The organism is Nostoc sp. (genome assembly GCF_036917235.1).
In the GTDB taxonomy this organism is placed as follows: Bacteria; Cyanobacteriota; Cyanobacteriia; order Cyanobacteriales; family Nostocaceae; genus Nostoc.
In genome coordinates this window covers 193889-211540 of record NZ_JBALDU010000035.1, presented here as the reverse complement: position 1 = coordinate 211540, position 17652 = coordinate 193889, and the positions used below count along the sequence as shown (strand labels likewise).

Annotated in this window: 18 protein-coding genes; 7 read left to right on the top strand and 11 right to left on the bottom strand. The window is 42.1% G+C overall.

Translation table 11 applies throughout. The features are described from left to right. Positions 1-521 precede the first annotated feature (521 nt). Positions 522-1373, top strand: a complete 852-nt coding sequence (locus V7K44_RS13045; RefSeq protein WP_334932009.1) for a universal stress protein — start codon at positions 522-524, stop codon at positions 1371-1373. A gap of 176 nt (positions 1374-1549) precedes the next feature. Here V7K44_RS13045 and psbM read toward each other — a convergent pair whose 3' ends face one another. The 5 genes from psbM to V7K44_RS13020 all read right to left on the bottom strand — a co-directional run bounded on the left by psbM (position 1550) and on the right by V7K44_RS13020 (position 4517). Beyond that, positions 1550-1666, bottom strand: coding sequence for a photosystem II reaction center protein PsbM (gene psbM, locus V7K44_RS13040; protein WP_273762658.1), 117 nt, complete (start codon positions 1664-1666; stop codon positions 1550-1552). Positions 1667-1896: 230 nt separating this feature from the next. After that, the gene (locus V7K44_RS13035) at positions 1897-2193 is read right to left on the bottom strand and encodes a 2Fe-2S iron-sulfur cluster-binding protein (RefSeq protein ID WP_334932029.1); all 297 of its coding nucleotides are present in this window, start codon (positions 2191-2193) and stop codon (positions 1897-1899) included. A 185-nt stretch (positions 2194-2378) separates the two neighbouring features. After that, positions 2379-2516 carry a photosystem II reaction center protein K gene (locus V7K44_RS13030; RefSeq protein WP_006195022.1) on the bottom strand — a complete coding sequence of 46 codons (138 nt, stop codon included), beginning with the start codon at positions 2514-2516 and terminating at the stop codon, positions 2379-2381. 78 nt (positions 2517-2594) lie between these two features. Continuing rightward, the gene (gene tgt / locus V7K44_RS13025; protein ID WP_334932007.1) at positions 2595-3743 is read right to left on the bottom strand and encodes a tRNA guanosine(34) transglycosylase Tgt; all 1149 of its coding nucleotides are present in this window, start codon (positions 3741-3743) and stop codon (positions 2595-2597) included. A 321-nt stretch (positions 3744-4064) separates the two neighbouring features. After that, positions 4065-4517: a hypothetical protein gene (locus V7K44_RS13020; RefSeq protein WP_334932005.1), complete on the bottom strand. Its 453-nt coding sequence runs from the start codon at positions 4515-4517 to the stop codon at positions 4065-4067. 377 nt (positions 4518-4894) lie between these two features. Here V7K44_RS13020 and cobS point away from each other — a divergent pair, with 377 nt between their 5' ends. Next, entirely contained in the window at positions 4895-5668 is a 774-nt protein-coding gene (gene cobS, locus V7K44_RS13015; protein ID WP_334932003.1) for an adenosylcobinamide-GDP ribazoletransferase, read from the top strand. Positions 5669-5723: 55 nt separating this feature from the next. Here the strand turns inward: cobS and V7K44_RS13010 are convergent, their stop codons facing one another. From V7K44_RS13010 to V7K44_RS13000, 3 genes are all read right to left on the bottom strand, one after another. Then, positions 5724-6179 (bottom strand): PPC domain-containing protein, encoded by a 456-nt coding sequence (locus tag V7K44_RS13010; RefSeq protein ID WP_292749628.1) that lies wholly within the window; start codon positions 6177-6179, stop codon positions 5724-5726. An 86-nt stretch (positions 6180-6265) separates the two neighbouring features. Beyond that, complete coding sequence (locus V7K44_RS13005; RefSeq protein ID WP_334932000.1) at positions 6266-6943, bottom strand: ComF family protein; 678 nt, start codon at positions 6941-6943, stop codon at positions 6266-6268. Positions 6944-6976: 33 nt separating this feature from the next. Then, complete coding sequence (locus tag V7K44_RS13000; protein ID WP_334932027.1) at positions 6977-7465, bottom strand: GNAT family N-acetyltransferase; 489 nt, start codon at positions 7463-7465, stop codon at positions 6977-6979. 116 nt (positions 7466-7581) lie between these two features. Between V7K44_RS13000 and V7K44_RS12995 the strand changes: the two genes are divergently transcribed. Continuing rightward, the gene (locus V7K44_RS12995; protein ID WP_334931998.1) at positions 7582-7782 is read left to right on the top strand and encodes a hypothetical protein; all 201 of its coding nucleotides are present in this window, start codon (positions 7582-7584) and stop codon (positions 7780-7782) included. Between the two features lie 149 nt (positions 7783-7931). Then, on the top strand, positions 7932-8603 hold the full coding sequence (gene aroQ / locus V7K44_RS12990) for a gamma subclass chorismate mutase AroQ (protein ID WP_334931996.1): 672 nt from the start codon (positions 7932-7934) through the stop codon (positions 8601-8603). 340 nt (positions 8604-8943) lie between these two features. Here the strand turns inward: aroQ and V7K44_RS12985 are convergent, their stop codons facing one another. Together V7K44_RS12985 and V7K44_RS12980 are read right to left on the bottom strand one after the other, a co-directional pair. Next, positions 8944-9699 carry an SDR family NAD(P)-dependent oxidoreductase gene (locus V7K44_RS12985; RefSeq protein ID WP_334931994.1) on the bottom strand — a complete coding sequence of 252 codons (756 nt, stop codon included), beginning with the start codon at positions 9697-9699 and terminating at the stop codon, positions 8944-8946. A gap of 337 nt (positions 9700-10036) precedes the next feature. Further along, positions 10037-11203 (bottom strand): AI-2E family transporter, encoded by a 1167-nt coding sequence (locus V7K44_RS12980; RefSeq protein ID WP_334931992.1) that lies wholly within the window; start codon positions 11201-11203, stop codon positions 10037-10039. A gap of 220 nt (positions 11204-11423) precedes the next feature. Here V7K44_RS12980 and V7K44_RS12975 point away from each other — a divergent pair, with 220 nt between their 5' ends. After that, positions 11424-11765: a hypothetical protein gene (locus V7K44_RS12975; protein ID WP_099103054.1), complete on the top strand. Its 342-nt coding sequence runs from the start codon at positions 11424-11426 to the stop codon at positions 11763-11765. Positions 11766-12051: 286 nt separating this feature from the next. Next, entirely contained in the window at positions 12052-13476 is a 1425-nt protein-coding gene (locus V7K44_RS12970; protein ID WP_334931990.1) for an LCP family protein, read from the top strand. On the opposite strand, the gene V7K44_RS12965 is transcribed toward V7K44_RS12970, so the two are convergent. Beyond that, positions 13448-14542: an anthranilate phosphoribosyltransferase family protein gene (locus tag V7K44_RS12965; protein WP_334931988.1), complete on the bottom strand. Its 1095-nt coding sequence runs from the start codon at positions 14540-14542 to the stop codon at positions 13448-13450. The genes V7K44_RS12970 and V7K44_RS12965 overlap by 29 nt on opposite strands. 682 nt (positions 14543-15224) lie before the next feature. Here V7K44_RS12965 and V7K44_RS12960 point away from each other — a divergent pair. Then, positions 15225-17576, top strand: coding sequence for a GNAT family N-acetyltransferase (locus V7K44_RS12960; RefSeq protein WP_334931986.1), 2352 nt, complete (start codon positions 15225-15227; stop codon positions 17574-17576). The last annotated feature ends 76 nt before the right edge of the window (positions 17577-17652 follow it).

Here is a 17652-nt window from a genome sequence, read left to right as displayed (position 1 = left end):
CTATTTTTTCTCGAAGATCGACAGAGTAGGACTTCATTTAAAAGGATTTATATTTTAATCTAGTGTACCTCATAATAGACGCAAGTGCTGTATGAGAAATTCAGGTGGAATGTAGACTATTCAAGTAGGAAGCGATCGCCTATTAAAGGTTACACTGAATCAATTTTCCTTTAGAGTTATTTTGGCATTTATTTGCAATACTTAACTAACTTCTAATTAACAAAAGTAAACATAGATTAAAAATAATAACTAACATCATAATTTATTAAGTTCATCAGACTAAATTAAGAGTATGCTGAATAGTTGAAGTCTAGTTGAAAGTTTAAGTGGCTAAGTGCAAATAAACTTAAACATTTGTTTAGTTTTTTATCCTTTGCCATTTGTTTGAGTGTTAAATACTAAAAAATAAAGTTTATTTATGCCAACTTACTAACTAGGCTGTCAAACAAGGTGGTGAAAATCCGACCAGAGCCAAGTACCAACAGCGAAAACAAAAGTAAACTTCACAAAAATTACGTAAAATGATCAGAAGAATTTTGCTGGCTGTATCGGGATTGGGACACGCAGAAGAAATGCTCAAAACCCTGAAAGAAATCCCTTCAATTCAATCTGCAAAAGTTACGATTTTGCATGTTGTTCAAGCACAAAATGCTGCTGCTACCATGACAACTAAATGGGAAAATGGTGGCAAAATTCTGGCGAATGCCATTCAAACCTTGAACTTAGATCCTAGCCAAGTTTCTTCAATTTTGCGTGAAGGCGATCCCAAAGATGTAGTTTGCCAAGTAGCTGATGAAATCGACGCTGACTTGATTATTATGGGTTCACGCGGACTGAAGCGGCTGCAATCGATTTTATCGAATTCAGTCAGTCAGTATGTTTTTCAGCTATCTTCTCGCCCCATGCTGCTGGTAAAAGATGACATTTATGTTAAAAGAATTAAGCGAGTTATGGTGGCAATAGATAACTCTGACTCAGCAAAAAACTGCTTGAAATTGGCACTGTTTTTACTCCGGGATATTCCGGGTGGCGAGTTAATTTTGGCAAATATTAGTACAGATTTAGGCGGTAAAAAATCGGAAATAACTAAGGTTAACTCAGACAAAAATCCAGTTTTAGCAGCCGCAGTTGCAGAAGCTGAAAAACTAGGGATTCAATCTCGTTCTTATATCAGCAGTGGCAAACCTGGTGAAGAAATTTGTCGATTGGCAGAAGAGTTGAATATAGACTTATTATTACTCGGTTCTCCAGATCGTCGTCCATCGATCGCTAAGAGTTTTGTTGATATAGATAGGCTCATCGGATCTTCCTTGTCTGACTATGTTCGAGTTAATGCCACTTGTCCGGTATTGTTAGCGCGGACAATCGCTTAAAGTAAACAGTGCTGAGTATAATAATTGTTGTAATAAAATAGTAAAGAAGTAAGATTTTTCTCGTCTTTACTATTCAGCACCCAGCACAGGCTACGCTAACAGCACTAAATTGATAGTTGAAAAATAAAAACCCCTACACTATTGGTGCAGGGGTTATTTATTTTATACACAAACTCTTAACTATCTTTTCCACCTTGGCGGCTAGCAGTTTGGATGTAAAGAATTAGTAAAAACACGGCGGGGACTAGTACGAACAAAATGCTCGCTATGAACCCCAGGTCATTAACTTGCATGGCAAGAAAACCTCTCTTTAATTTCCAGTCAACAACATTAGGATAGCATTATCGATGACAGAATTATACCAATTCAAAATTCAAAACTTGTACTGAGCTTGTCGTTGGCGTAGCCTCTCCGCCAGGAGAAGTATTCAAAATGTCCACGTAGCGTCTCGTAGAGAGGAAACTCAATTTTGGTAAGTATTTTGACTACTGACTGGATCTGGATACATGGCAGATTTGAGAACTTAAGGCTTCGTGACTACGCTGACTGAGCCATTCACTAAAGTTTGACAGGCAAGGCGATAATTTTCTGGCTTTTTCTTGAATTTCCGGTTTTCTACTTCTGTGCGCGGGGAAAGATTTTCTAGTCCTTGGACTATCTCGACAACGCAAGTACCACACTGACCATTACCACCGCAATTGGTCATTTTACCAATAAATGTATATATATCAATGTCATTTTGTATCGCCTTAAGCCGGAGATTAGCACCATCTGCTGCCACTACTTCTTTATTTTCTTTAACGAATTTGATATTACCCATAATTGATTCCTCTTTGACTGTAAGCTTGGCTTTCAAGGCTTCATATTGACATAGCTTGATTAACATCTTATTTATTATAATAATTCATTGCAAAATATTAATAAATATTAATTTTCTCAAACACGAGGCTGCAAAAAAATAGGACAGGTAGTCTACCTGTCCTATAAATTAAACAATAGATTAACTTATCTAAATCCCACAGCTGCTTGCCAAACAAAAGCAAGCAACAAGAAGAATACCGGGATGACTGGGAGAACGTCTACCAAAGGATCGAAGATTTGGTAAGCTTCTGGCAGTTTTGCTAATAAAAGTGCTGCTTCCATGTTTGTTTAAATCCACCTATCCAACACAGCTTTCATAATTGAGAAGTATCTTAACATGGTTTGAGTCTCAATCATTGGTCAATAGTCATTTGTAATTTCACCCTCATCTGATGCTGATTCAGATGAGTTGAGCCAGTGACCAAATTCTGCAACAAAGCGATCGCTCAATATTGCTTCTCTAATTTTTTGCGTAAAGCGAATTAGTTCGGTAATGTTGTGAATGCTCAACAAGGTATAAGCCAAAATTTCTTGCGATCGCACCAAATGAGATATGTAAGCACGGCTAAAATTTTGACAAGTGTAGCATGGGCAAGTTTCATCTAATGGCGTAAAATCTTCACGAAACTTAGCATTTTTTAAATTCCAGCGTCCGCCTTGGACTATCGCTGTACCATGTCTTGCCCAGCGGGTGGGAATAACGCAATCAAATAAATCGATACCAGATGCGATCGCGATCGCCATTTCCCGATAAGTACCCACACCCATTAAGTAACGCGGCTTTTCGGGCGGTAAAAGCGGTGCTGTCACTTTTACAATCTCAGCCATCAATTCTGGCGGTTCTCCCACACTCACGCCACCAATGGCATATCCGGGCAAATCCAACTTAGCCAAAGCTTCCGCCGCACGGCAACGCAAATCCAAATACACGCCCCCTTGCACAATCCCAAACAATGCCTGATCGCTGCGTTGATGAGCTGTTATACAGCGTTCTAACCAGCGGTAAGTGCGCTCAGTTGCAGTTTCTACCTCTTGGCGAGTCGCTGGGTAGGGCGGACACTCATCAAAGGCCATAATCACATCGGCCCCCAAAGTATTTTGAATTTCAATGGAGCGCTCTGGTGTTAAATTAATAATTTTTCCATCATGGGGCGAACGAAAAGTTACGCCTTCTTCAGTAATTTTTCGCATCTCGCTTAAGCTGAAGACCTGAAACCCACCCGAATCTGTGAGCATTGGGCCGTTCCAACCCATAAATTTATGCAATCCACCACCCCCAGCCACGATCGCTTCCCCTGGTTGTAGGTGAAGATGATAAGTATTGGATAAGATCATTTGCGCCCCAGTCTCTCGTAGCTGAGATGGAGTAATAGTTTTGACATTTGCCAGCGTTCCTACTGGCATAAATCTGGGGGTTTCTACAAGACCGTGAGGGGTGAAAAACACTCCTGCTCTAGCTTTTGTCTGACTACAGCAAGCAAGACATTGAAAAGAAAAATTCGCACTCATGCCATTTGGAATTTTAGATTTTAGATTTTGGATTGTGAAACACTAATAGGTAAAGAATTTCAAAAATCCATAACTAGTACAACGCAGCACAAATAAACCTATCATTTCATTACAGCCAGAAAGCCCAAAATGAAAGCTTTTTGACTTTTGCCTTGCGCTACTAGCAGCCATAAAACCAAATGGTATTAGGGCAAAAATAATATTATTTGGCTAAATTATGACCAAACATCAAAATTGGTAATTTAGTTTTAGCGAACACTTAAGCATTCATTACTAACCTAGTTACCAACTTTACGAGTATATACTCTAAATAATTGTTATTTAGAAAGAATCAGAACAGTCATCGTCAATTTCTGCATCCCACTTGGCTGAGAGTACTTGTTCCATCATCGCTTCTATGGCGCTGACATTGAAGCTTCGCTCTCGTCGCTCTTGTAAAGGAGTCGATCGAGGAATTAACCGCAGACACACTCCTTCTTGCATCAAATCGAAGTAGGTTTCTTGTTGCGACGACTGTTTTAGTTCCAAGTAATCAAAACTACAAACATTCAGATATAGCGCGCGGTTAGCCACTAAGGTAGACCTTTGCGGATTGGCAAAAACTTCCATCACATCCCCTTCACCCTCGCTCAGTACCTTATCTTCTTGGGTGTAGATGTAGTGGACTCGACCTAAATCTGCCAGCAATCGCCGGATGTCGAGCTTATTCACAATGATGCCCGTGTTAATAATGCACGGAGCTGGTATCCTGGTGTCGGGTAGATGGTGACTCATAGGAAAATTGCGATTGAGCTAAGGAGAGCAACAACATAGCTAAACTGTCATAATTGAATAGCTTGTTTACTCCCTACATTTAAAAAAATATCAATTTTGTGGGGCAATCGTCTAATAATTTGGAGTAAGTTTTTAGTTAACGAATACAAAACACAAATATTTGCTCCCTGATGCAATTTTAACTTCCTAAGTTACTAATCTTTGTATAAAAAATTACATAAGATTATTTGTTTACTACTTAGACCAGCATAACAAAATTTTCAACGACAATGTTTAATGGAAGTAAATCTTATTTAAAGTTTTAAAGTCTACTGATGTCGGTTGTACCGAAATTATGAATATTATCCAGCAATTTACCAAAAATTAATGTAATTCAGATGACGAAACAGCAACAGTGGTGGAAAAAGCTGCTGTTAAAGCTGGCAGCTAGTATCATATTTTACACAATAATTCCACTGCCGAATTTAAACGGATTGGACTTTCGGGGAGTAGCACATCTTGCTTCGCTTGTAGGATTGATAATCGGGGGAATTTTAGGGTTTCTGGATACGGGGATGGATTATCTGGGGATGCCCGTGTTAACTCGTAGTGCTTTGGTAGTAAGTGTTTGGATTGCCATAACTGGAGGATTGCACTTAGATGGGGCAATGGATACTGCCGATGGTTTAGCAGTAGGCGACCCAGATCGGCGATTGGAGGTGATGGCAGATAGTGCTACAGGAGCCTTTGGAGCAATGGCAGCGATCGCCTTGGTGATACTGAAAATAACAGCTTTGACAGATATGCCAGAAAACCGTTGGTTATTGCTGATGGCTGCTTGTGGCTGGGGACGTTGGGGACAACAATTAGCGATCGCCCGATATCCTTATCTGAAAGCAACTGGTAAAGGCGCATTTCACAAACAAGCCATTCGTTCTTACAAAGATTTGTTACCGGGATTGTTATTGTTGTTTAGTTTGAGTGGTTTACTTTGGCTAATAGATAAACAGCAGCTATTTCTCGCACTGACAATGATAGTTGTTGGAAGTGCGATCGCCACTTTAACTGGTGCATGGTTCAACCACAAACTAGGTGGACACACAGGAGATACCTACGGCGCAGTTGTTGAGTGGACTGAAGCCTTATTTCTTTGTGTATTCACCGTTTTGTAAGAAATGGAAAGCAGAGAGAGTAGCGGGAGAAAAGAATTAATAATCAATGCCCACTTCATTTAATCGGTTGTAACTTTGTCACTTTGAGTTTAAAAGCCCCAACCCCAGTTTCTCCAAAAGACCGGACACGAATAACATAATTCCCTGTCTCTACGATGCGAGTAAAGAGTAAGGAATTGCTACTACCATCAGGGCCATCATCATTTTCTGCCAGAGTCGAACCATCAGGTGCCAGCAGTGTGATGATACTGTCAAAGTTTTCCGATGACAGGTCAACTGCTAAATTATCGCCCTTCTGCAACTTCACTGTGTAATCACGGGCAAACCCACCTTGACCTGTGGGAATGTCTTTGTCAGACAGGCGATCGTCAATTTCAGTACTGTTAGATAAAGGAATTGGACTATACAATTTATTTTGAGCAAAAGCTGCACTGGTACTAATGCCTATTGCCAGCAATGTGGCAGGAATGATGATGAGTTGTTTTAAACCTGCCGCAAAAACTTTATTCATACATTTCAAGCAATTTTTCTACAAAAATAGGGTAATTCGGTCAATTTACGTACTTATCTGTCAAAGTTTGCCTATTGCTTCTTAATTTATCCGTCTTTGACGGCAGTGGCTACAGCAACTAATCCTAAGACCACAATTCCATACTGACTAAGTGTTTGCACAGCAGACCTAGCAGTAGCACCAGTAGTATAAATGTCGTCCACTAACAGCACTGGGACATTTGGAGGACGATGGCGAAATTCTTGCCCAATAGCAAAAGCTTGGTTCAAGTTTTTTTCTCGTTTAGATACCGACAAACCAAACTGGGCTTCAGTTTCTCGCACTCTTGCTAAACCGTTTAGTTTCAATTTTAATCCGGTTATTTCACAGAAACTTTGTGCTATCAGTGCGGCTTGATTGTATTTGCGTTGCTTTTGTTTGCTAGCGTGAAGTGGGATAGGAACTACTACAGGCTGGCTATCTCGCCTCGGTGAATTTAACAACCATGCTTCCCCTAACCATTGACCTAAAGGACGAGCTATTTGGGGTTGATTTTCGTATTTCATCGCTGCGATCGCTCGTTTCACTGGGCCACCATATTCCCCCCAGCCAAACACAGGTATAGGCTCTTGCCATAGAGAAATCGGGTCTTTACGTTGACATTTTTGCAGTTGTCTGGTGCAGTTCTGACAAAATTCTTGGGAAGTTGCGCGTTGACATAGAGGGCAATGGGATTGGAGAAAAAGATTGAGTAAGCCTGTGAGATTTTTAATCCAAGCGTGCATTTAGAATTGTCCTTTGTCATTAGTCGTTAGTCATTAATCTTTGATTAATGACTTGAGATACACGCGATCGCATCTTGTTGTTTCTACTCCCGTTGCTGGAGTGTAGCCATTGCTTTCATACAATTTGACTGCTTCCACCAAAACACTGGCGGTTTCAATCCAAATTTGCCCAAAACCACGCTTTGCGATCGCTGCTTCTAGCTGTTGTAACAAATATTTCCCTAATCCTAAACCCCTGATGCTGGGTAAAAGATACATTTTGCGGATTTCTACAGCTTTTTTACCTCGGTGTATGGGGTAGTATGCTCCAGTACCTACTAACTGACTTTGGTGTTCAATTACCCAAAACTCTCCCCCAGTAGCTAAATAACATTCCTCTACTCGCAGCACATCTTGGTCAGCACCCTTGGGTTCCCAAGCCAGACCGTATTCTGATAATACATAACTGATGACTTCAGCGGCTCTTGTGCGATCGCTTTTCACCCAATCACGAATTAAAAAATCTTGATAATAGTTTTTCATTACCATTTGCTGGTCAAGTTTACCCAGAAAAATTTTCCGCATCTATATCCCAATTTACTCAGCAAATAGCAATTCTTGCAGAGTTCATTTCAAGCTGTAATCTCAAGGCGTGAATTGTGCCAGTACTGAGAAAAGTCATCTTTAACAAAGAAATCGGCTCTACATCTGCCTATCTCATCAATGCACAACCAAGTGTATTCTTGCCAACTATTACTGATTTACAAATTGTTTATGACCTTAAGCCGTCAAGAATTGTACATTACAGCAAATATATTGTGCGATTTGTTACATTACGTTTTCCGAACATCGCGAGGTAACTTGATGATGTATTTCCTCAATACCCATATAAGCCGGAATTTGCTTTTTGTCAGTAACTATGAGATATTTTGTTTGAGATTAAAAGTACTGTATTCCTATATATTTACTGATAATCCTACTAAGTAGCAGGGTGTATAAACTTTTTGAGATGAACTTAAGTTTTTTTAGAAAGCATCCACTGTTGTTTGTCATCATCATTTTCTTTGGGCTTTTTTTCAGTAGTACAGTAGTTGCTGCCCAGAACTCTGGGTCAGTAAAATTAGTAAATCCCCAAGCTGTTACGGGGGCAGAACAACAACGACCTGTAGATAAATTACTAAAATTGATCCAGCAGCGATTGTTAATTGCACATGATGTAGCCCGTTGGAAATGGAATCAAAAACGTCCGATTGAGGATCTAAAGCGCGAACAAGAGTTACTATTAAAGGTTAGGCAACAAGCTACAACCCATAGTCTAGAGCCCGATAGAGTTGTAGCATTTTTTCAAGCACAAATAGAAGCAGGAAAACTCATCCAAACCGCTGATTTTCAAAACTGGCAAAAGCAAGGCATTAAATCTTTTGATAACGTGCCAGACTTAAACCAGACATTGCGACCATCGTTAGATAAATTAAACACAGAATTTCTCTTTGCTTTAACAGAACTGACTTCTGTTCTAGGTTGCCCACAGATAAAGGAATTAATTCAGTCACGTTCCCAAGTGATTATTCAAGGAGATGGTATCGATCGGCAAGTGCAGAACCTAGCAATTTCACCGCTGCTGCAATTTAAAAGCGCTTCTTGCAAAGTGGTTTCCTTCCCTAAATCAGAAATTCGATAATTATTCTGAAAATTAGATTTTAGAACTTACGCACTGTACAAATGCATCGTGATGTGCATTAACTAAAATTGGTTATTTCAGGCTTTTCTTAATTATCCTGCGATCGTAAATAGACCATGCTGTGCCCTTACAAAAGATGTGGTTTTTAAACTTATTCATATTTAGTATTTCTTGTCAATGCGTAAGTCCTAGATTTATGTAAAAAATAGTTCAAAATGATTTAAGACATCTCCGACAATGAATGTAGAGACGTTATATTTAACGTCTCTACAAGGGTTTCAGGTAACGCATCATTAATTTCACCAGATGTCTATTGAGTTAAAGTAACTGCGCCGAACACCTAGCGAAGTCCACCCGATATGTACAGCGTTTCGCCGGTGATCCATGCTGAATCAGAGGATGCCAGGAAGACGACGGCAGGTGCGATATCCTGTGGCTGTCCAATGCGGCCAAGGGGGGTTTGCGCTTCAGTCTGCTGGCGGGCTTCGCTCTTGGCTACGGTCATTCCTGCTGTGTGCGTGCCCTCCGTTTCCACCATACCAGGATTGATGGAATTGACACGGATGTTGCGTGAACCCAGTTCTTTGGCTAGCGACTTCGTGACGGCATCGACAGCCGCTTTAGTGGCGCTATAGACCGAACCGTTAGCGGGCGCAAGGGTGCTAGCGATTGAACTGATATTGATGATGCTGCCGCCCGCCGATCCGAAATGCTTTACTCCTTGTTGTGAGGTGAGGATTAATCCCAGCACATTCAGATCGAACTGCTTGTGAAAATGCTCTTCTGTGATGTCTTCGATTGGGGAAAATTCATAAATTCCGGCATTGTTGACCAAGATATCCAGCTTGCCAAATACCTGCTGCGTCTCTGCAAAAAGATGTTCGATCTCTGCCTTTTTTGCAACATTTGCCTGTAGTGCGATCGCCTTACCGCCCTCGCTGAGAATCTCGGCGACAACGCGATCGGCTCCTTCTTTGCTAGATGAATAGTTGACGACAACTGCTGCACCTTCGGCTGCCAGATGTTTGGCAATAGAGGCACCAATTCCTTTGGATGCACCCGTAACGACTGCAATTTTTCCTTCTAGTTTTTTCATGATTATGAGTGCCGTCGTTGTTGAGTTTGAAAAAGTTGTCAGAAACGGGTTGCGAAAAAACGAGAACGCACCCGTTCGGATCTTGGCTATCTAGAACATCGAAGCAAAACACCAATTGGCATCTAGGTCTTGTGGCAAGGATTGACTTTTCACAGTATTTGGAAAATCTTTTATATTAAACAATCGATCGCAACAGAATTTAATAAATAAATAAGAGGGGTAAAGGGTTGATAATAGTCGCCCACCATACGAGCAATAGCTTTATTACCCTTTCCCTTGCCCCTTACCGTTCAGGGTAAATAACTGATGATACACTTCCTGCTCCTGCCTTTTTGTACTAAGGCAATGTTGCTTCAGAAATGCTCAAAGTTTTGTTGGCGTCAGCTTTCGAGGACTCATTTGCTGGAACGGATGCAGTTATCTCTCCAATGGTGCTGTCGTTTGTCCCACTACCAGGACGCAAGGCACTTAAAGCAGTCTTAATCACAACAGCCGTAGGTACTGCCACAATTACACCCAACAATCCGCCAATTCTTGCCCCTGTTAAGACCGAAATTAAAATCCAAACTGGATTTAAACCGGTAAAACTGCCTAAAATTCGGGGGGCAATTAAGTTTTCGAGAATTTGCTGTACAATTACCGCTGCGATCAACACTCTCACACCCATTGAAAAATCTTGCAACGCAACCAACAGTGTAGTCATTGCAATGCCTACAGAACCGCCAAAGGGGACGAGAGCCATCAAACCAATAGTTAGTCCGAATAGCAACCCGAATGGCACTTTCAGCCACAAAAAGGTAGGAATAAGGGCTGAAGCCATACAGGTAGATAAAATCAACTGGGTGATGAAGAAATTTTGGAAGCTTAAGCGGACTGTTTTAGAGAAAGGCTCGCGAAATTTATTAGGTAGCCATTCAACTAAACTTTCCCAGAGTTCACCCCCGTGCTGTAAAAGATAAAAAGTCAAAACCATCGTCAAAAGAATATCTAGCAGACTAGTAACTGTGAGTACAGCCAGATTTAAAACTTGTCCAGCGATCGCTTGTAATTGTCCTTTGACGCGATCGTTGATTTGCACCACCAGAGCATCGAGGTTAATCGGTAAGCCAAAAGTCTCAGCTTTTCCGTTTAAGATCATTAACTGAGAGCGTCCAGAGTCGATTAAATCTGGCAAACGCGCCACCAGTTGTTGAGCTTGGGTAAGAGCCAAGGGAAAAAGTGTCACACCCAACGCCAATAAAATCGATAAAGCCAAGAGAAATACTAAAATAGCAACTTGCTCTCGCCTAGCACCATGATGCTCCATCCAGCTCACGGGGTAGTTGAGCAGAAATGCCAGCACTGAGGCTCCGACTAAAATGACTATGAGAGAATGGAAATAATTGAAAAATACCGAAATTGCCCAACCATTGATAACTAGCAGCGGAGCGAATAGCGCGATCGCCCCGATTCGCGCTATTGGAGTAAATGTTTGCCACCAGTCGAGTAGCTTACGTGTCTGCATTTTGAGCTGATTGCGGAATAGAACTAAATGAAATTTTTCTTTACAGCTTATTATCTCTAACTATATGAGTCTTATTCATCCTTCTAGTTTAGGAGTTAGACTAACCCCAATGAAGAATTTTGAACCAAAAGAGAATGGGGAGCAGGGGAGCAGGGGAGCAGGGGGGCAGGGGAGCAGGGGAGCAGGGGAGCAGGGGGAGAATAATAATGTCCCATTCCCAATGCCCAAAACACAGTTGCTTTTACATTTAGTTCCGATCGTCGGCTTTTTTCCATCCTTGTGGACGCTCTATCGGGGCCAGGGTAGTCGGGAACAACTTGCTATTAGTCGTCTGTCTATTACTTTGGCAATTACTTGGTTGTTGAGTTATCTATTATTAGCTACCGGGGCAGCAACTTCAGATTTTTTTCCGCTACGTCTATTTATCCTCAATAGCTTTCTCACATCAGGTTACTTTTTAGTAAGTATTTGGTTGATTTTGCGCCTAATGCAGGGCAAATCTAGTCGTTTACCAGGGTTTAGTAATTTAGCTGAACGAGTGCTTGGCAAGTATTTATCTTAATTTTTTATGGTGATAAATTGTCGGTGTTTTTACTGAATTTTGGAAAACTTCTGGCTGATTTCTCTATATATCTAGTCAAATCCAGTTTATTATTGCCATACTTCAGTAAAACATCTCCAGGTTGTCCCAAAAAAAGAATAAATGCTGCTATAAGTGTTGTTGTTGACACTACATTAAAAAAGTTAGCACCGATAATTAAGAGTTAGCTATTATGGGTTGATTTATTTGGGTGTTTTTAGTCTGCAAAATTACTGAATTTGATTAGTGAGTAAGTGTGAGGAAGTCTGTGACCATTCAAAGAAGTTCGGCGGAAGAAAACCAGTCGGGAAAAGCCTCAAAATCCAATAAAAAAATTCCCCAAAACTCGACATCAGGACGTTGGCTGTGGTTTTGGGTAGGTATGGGTGGTATTGCGATGGTATCTGCAACAGCGGGGGCGCTTTTAGCAGTGTCTTTGACGAGTACGCCTTTGCAACAAGCGCAGCTAACTCCCAAGGATGAGGCGGCTTTTGATAGCGATCGCATTTCTGGAGGTGTGCTGCGATTTTCAGAATTAACTCGTCCAGTGAATCTTTTGGTGATGGGAATGAGTGTGCTTCCCCCAGATATCCAAAACCCTCCTGAAGATACCAAAAATCTCAAATACCTGCCCCAAGTCAACTCCTTTGATGGTCTTTCCGATGTGATGCTCTTGGTCAAATTTGATCCAGAGACGAAAAAAATAAATATGCTCTCCATTCCCAGAGATACCCGCACACAAATAGAGGGTTATGGAGTGAAAAAAATTAATGCTGCCAATGTTGACGGTGGGCCAGCTTTGACTGCCAGAACTGTCAGTAATCTCTTAGGAGGAGCGGGAATCGATCGCTATATCCGAATTAATGTTTTGGGAGTTGCCAAGCTGATTGATGCTTTGGGTGGCGTGACTGTCTACGTCCCTAAAGATATGAAATATCAAGATGATTCTCAGCATTTGTACATCAATTTGAAGGCTGGTAAGCAGCATCTAAATGGCGAGCAGACATTGCAATTACTGCGTTTTCGCCATGACGAGCTTGGTGATATTGGTCGGATTCAGCGCCAGCAAATGGTCATGCGTGCTTTGATGGAGCAAACACTCAACCCAGCTACTGTTGCTCAATTACCTAAAGTTCTTGATGTCGTGAAAGACCACATTGATACTAACTTGACGGTTGAAGAGTTAGTGGCGCTAATGGGTTTTGGGGTGCGGACAAATCGCTCTAATATGCAAATGTTAATGCTGCCAGGTCGCTTTAGCGAGAAAGGCGAGTATGATGCTAGCTATTGGTTGCCCAACAAAGATGGGATTGCCAAACTGATGGCTCAACACTTTGGTTTGGAGTCAGAACAGGAACAACTGGCAACTACAACTAACCCCCGCTCTTTGCGTGTAGCAATTCAAGATAGTACAGGTGGCGATCGCTCTAATCTCCAACCGTTAATTAGAGCCTTGGAAAAATCTGGATATCGCAACATCTATGTGGCCAAGGCATGGGGTGAACCTCTAGATGTAACTCACATTGTCGCCCAACAGGGAGATGGTGACAGTGCCGAATCAATTCGCGGCACTTTGGGATTTGGAGAAGTGCGGGTGGAAAGCACTGGCAACCTCGGCTCAGATATCAGTATCCAAGTAGGTAAAGATTGGTTGGAACAAAAATCTATTTTGGAGAAGTCGTTGACACCCTAAAAGGTATATCTGCTGACACTGAATTTACTACTTGGCTCAGTTCTTGGAGTTTAGCTGCTACTACACCATTGGTTAATAATTCTTCTGCTTTCGCTAAACCCTCTGCCATATCTGAACAAATACCACTCCGCCATAGATAAAATCCGCCATTCCACAAAGCTGTTTGCATCAATTCACCTGGTTTACCTGCCAAAACCTCTTGAATATCCGCCACCAGTTCTTCAGTAGTTCCAAGGGGTACGTTCTTGGTAGTAAAACCGTAATCGCGCGGTACGAGGTGCAATCGTCCTACCTCTTGGGGTGCTACGGATGAAGATAAGCTGATGATTGCAGTGCGATCGCGCGGTAAGTCGCAACTACCTTCCAATCCTTTGACTAATGTAAATTTTGTCACTCCCCGCAGTCCTAGAGCGATCTGAAACATCCCTTCTGTTGGCGGATGGACAAACCCAGCAATTACGTGAGCATCCCCAGCATAAGGACACCAAATTAGCTCCATTGTCGCCAACGGTGGACGTTTGCCAATTTGGTCGCGGTACTCCCAAATACTTGTAGTTAAGGGAAAATGCTGAGGTAGATAAATAAAGCCGATTCCCGTTTGCTCAAACACTTGTTGAGTTTGTGCTAGGGGTAAAGTAGTCCAATCGACTCCTAAACCCTGCCAAATATCTATCAGCGGTAAGCCGTACTTCGTGGGTAGGCGATCGCCACCATGCATTACCACTGGTTGTCCAACTGCGGCGAGCAATAAAGCTGTGACGGGACTAATTGGGGCTGTGCGTGTCCTACCATCATAAGGAATGCCAAGAGCGATCGCTGGTCGCCCAGAGGCTATGGGTTGCAATTTTGGCCCCAGTTCCTCATAAGCATCCAACATTCCAGCTAACTCTTCTCCCGTTGGACGCTTAATTCGGTGAGCAATCAAAAAGGCTCCAATTTGGGCTGGTGTCGCTTCACCCAGCAGCATCATTTTAGTAGCGGTGGCTGCTTGGGCGCGAGTTAAATTCTCGGCTGTGTGGTTTCCGCTGCCTACTTTTTGCAGAAATTCCCGAAATACATTGCTCATTTTTCCTTTGTCCTTTGTCCACTGTCATTTGTCCATTGTCCGTGAATAACCGAAAATGGCTAATGACCGAATTATGGATTTTGGATTTAATAAATAAACGTGAGTTTGACGAACTAAAAATAGCTGGATGTAGGGCAGGTAGGTCTTTGGGGTAGATGTCAAGAAATGGTTGTTAAGGCAAATAGGTATAAGCAGTCAAACCCGCAATTAAATTGACAAGGAAATTGAAAACACTACAATGTCTAAAGTCTGTAAAATGCCTTGAAAATCAGGACTTAAAGGCAGTTTTAGCATCAATTTGATCGTCCAGCCTAAAATGCCAAGAATAAAGACTTTGTATTATTGCCTAACAAAGGTTTAAAGCGATTTACAGACGTATTTGGCATATTCTTTACTGAATAACCAAAATTTTTATACTACTTTAGATAGATTGTGTTATATGCTTAATTACTGCTAGTTATTAAACAACAGGCGCCTGAGGGCAAGAAATCTTAACACGTCATTCGTGTAACCGGGGTCGCCGCAGCAATCCAGGTTTTTTCTACTCTTTAAGAAAAGAAATTTCCACTTTAGCTTTTGATAGTTCACAAATCTCCTGGCTCTCGAAAGCGATACTTGGCCGCTTTCAAGAGCCAGGAGATTTTTTGCAACTGCGTCACCTTCCATCTGCCAGAGAGCCAGTATGAAAGACATCGAAATTGAGATTGAGATCGTTGATAATTTTGAAACGTTTCTAACGATTAGAAACCATTGGGACTCCATATACAAAACCGATCCTGAAGCTCAATTCTTTTTATCTTGGACTTGGCTATCTGGTGTGGTGAAAAGATTGTGCAGCCATTCTCGTGCCGCGTGGTTTATATTAGCGGCAAAATCAACTTCCCCGACTTCACAGTATGTGGCATTTTTTCCGCTAGAAATTGGGGTTGCAGAACATCCCGAAGGCTGCCTCCAGAGTCGTCTATCGATGATGGGAGTTGCAGATTCAGAGCATATTGGGTTTATTTGCTTGCCAGAATACGAAGCAGCAGTCACTTCTGCCTTTGCCCAATTCTTTCAGCAACAGCAGGAAACTTGGTCTATTTTTGAAGTCGAAAATATTGAAACGAGCCAAGGTCGAATGAGCCGGTTCCTGGATCGGTTCTCCACAGAAGCCTTTGAATTGGCACAACAGGAATGTTTGAGCGATTTCGTAGATCAAATCGACAATAGCATTGTTCCGTACATCGCTTTGCCAGGTGATTGGGAAGAGTACCTGCAAACCGTCGTTAGCTCCAACACTCGACAGAAAATCAGACGCCTCTTGAGAAAAGTTGAAAGCTCCAACGAGTTCCACCTGACTCAGGTCAACGCAGAGAATTTGGATCTTCATCTAGAGATCCTCTTAGGATTTTGGCAAACCAATTGGGAAGGCAGAAAAGGCGCAGACTACTGCAAAAAAGCCGTAGAGAGTATCGGGTTGGTTTTGCGTCATAGCTTTGAACACCAAAGCTTATACTTACCAGTACTCTGGCAAGGGAAACAACCGCTGGGTGCGATCGCAAACCTAATGGATTTCGATCGCAAAACGGCTCTCTTCTTCATTGCAGGTCGCGACGACACTGTGAAAGAGCTTTCTTCTGGTCTGGTTCTTCATGCCTATGGGATTAAATATGCGATTGACAATAAATTTAAAGTCTATGATTTCTTGATAGGTAACGAGGCATACAAGTTTTCGTTTGGAGCCAAAGCCCGTCAGATCAAAACTATGGCGATCCAGCCCAAGCGGCACCAAAATCAAGCGCTAAATTTAAGAACAATTCCGGAAGCACTCCACCGTTTTACCCATTACCAACAAACCAACCGACTCGATCTAGCAGAACAAGGCTATCGTCAAATTCTCAACGTGCAACCTGAACACCCAGACGCACTCTATCGGTTAGGAGTCTTGATGCACCAGAAAGGAAATTACTCAATCGCTGAAGAGTTGTTCAGAAATGTCCTTCAGGTGCAACCTCAATATGTGAAAGCCTGGTTTAGTTTAGGCAACTTGCATCAAGCTCAAAATCAATTACCAGAAGCAGAAGCAGCATATCAGCAAGCTTTAGCACTACCCTCCGAATCCTCAATGCTTTCATCAGCAATCCATCATAATCTTGGCTATACGTTGCAACAACAGAATCAATGGGAAGCTGCGATCGCACATTACCAAAAATCCCAAGAACTCCAGCCCAACTCCATCGAAGCAGAAGTAATTTTGGCAAATGCCCGCTACGCGCAGGGAACATTACCCCCAGAAAAGCAGCTGCATTACGCCACCCTCAACTATGAATTGGGTAACAAACGAAAACAGGTAGGTGATTTCAAGGTTGCGATCGAATACTATTGCCAATCCATCACAATGCAGCCCACTCTAGCAGATGCTCACTATCACCTCGGCATCGCATTCCAAAAACTAGGAAACTTGGACGAGGCGATCGCACATTACCAAAATGCCCTAGCCCTGCAACCCGACTATCTTGAAGCCGAAGTGAGTTTAACGAATGCTCTTTATGCTCAGGGAAAGCTGCCCTTAGAAAAACAAGCGCATTCTGCTGTCCTCAATTATAAATTAGGCAACCACTGTAAACAGGCAAATGATTTAGAAACTGCAACGGAATACTATCGGCAATCTATCGTCCTCAATCCAAACCAACCAGAAGTTCACTATCATCTAGGATTTGTCCTACAAGAACAAGGAAGCTTGGACGACGCGATCGCACATTACCAAAGCGCCCAAGCCCTGCGACCTAACTACCTTGAAGCCGAAGTAGGAATCGCAACCGTCCTCTATGCACAAGACAAGTTATCCGCAGCAGATCGAGATCGCTATGCTGCACTCAATTACGATTTGGGCAAAGTTCACCACCAATCAGGAGATATCAAGGCTGCAATCAAATACTATCAGCGAGCGATCGGACTAAAGCCAGATTTGACAGAGGTTCGCGATCGCCTACGCCAAGCACTGCAAGAAGAGGACGGTATTAAAATTAAGGTCAGTGTTGCGAAACAATAGAAGGCAAGTGCCCGATTGAAAATCGCTGTAACGATGTATAGCGCTTGATTGACTTAATTCTCAATAATCGCAAAGA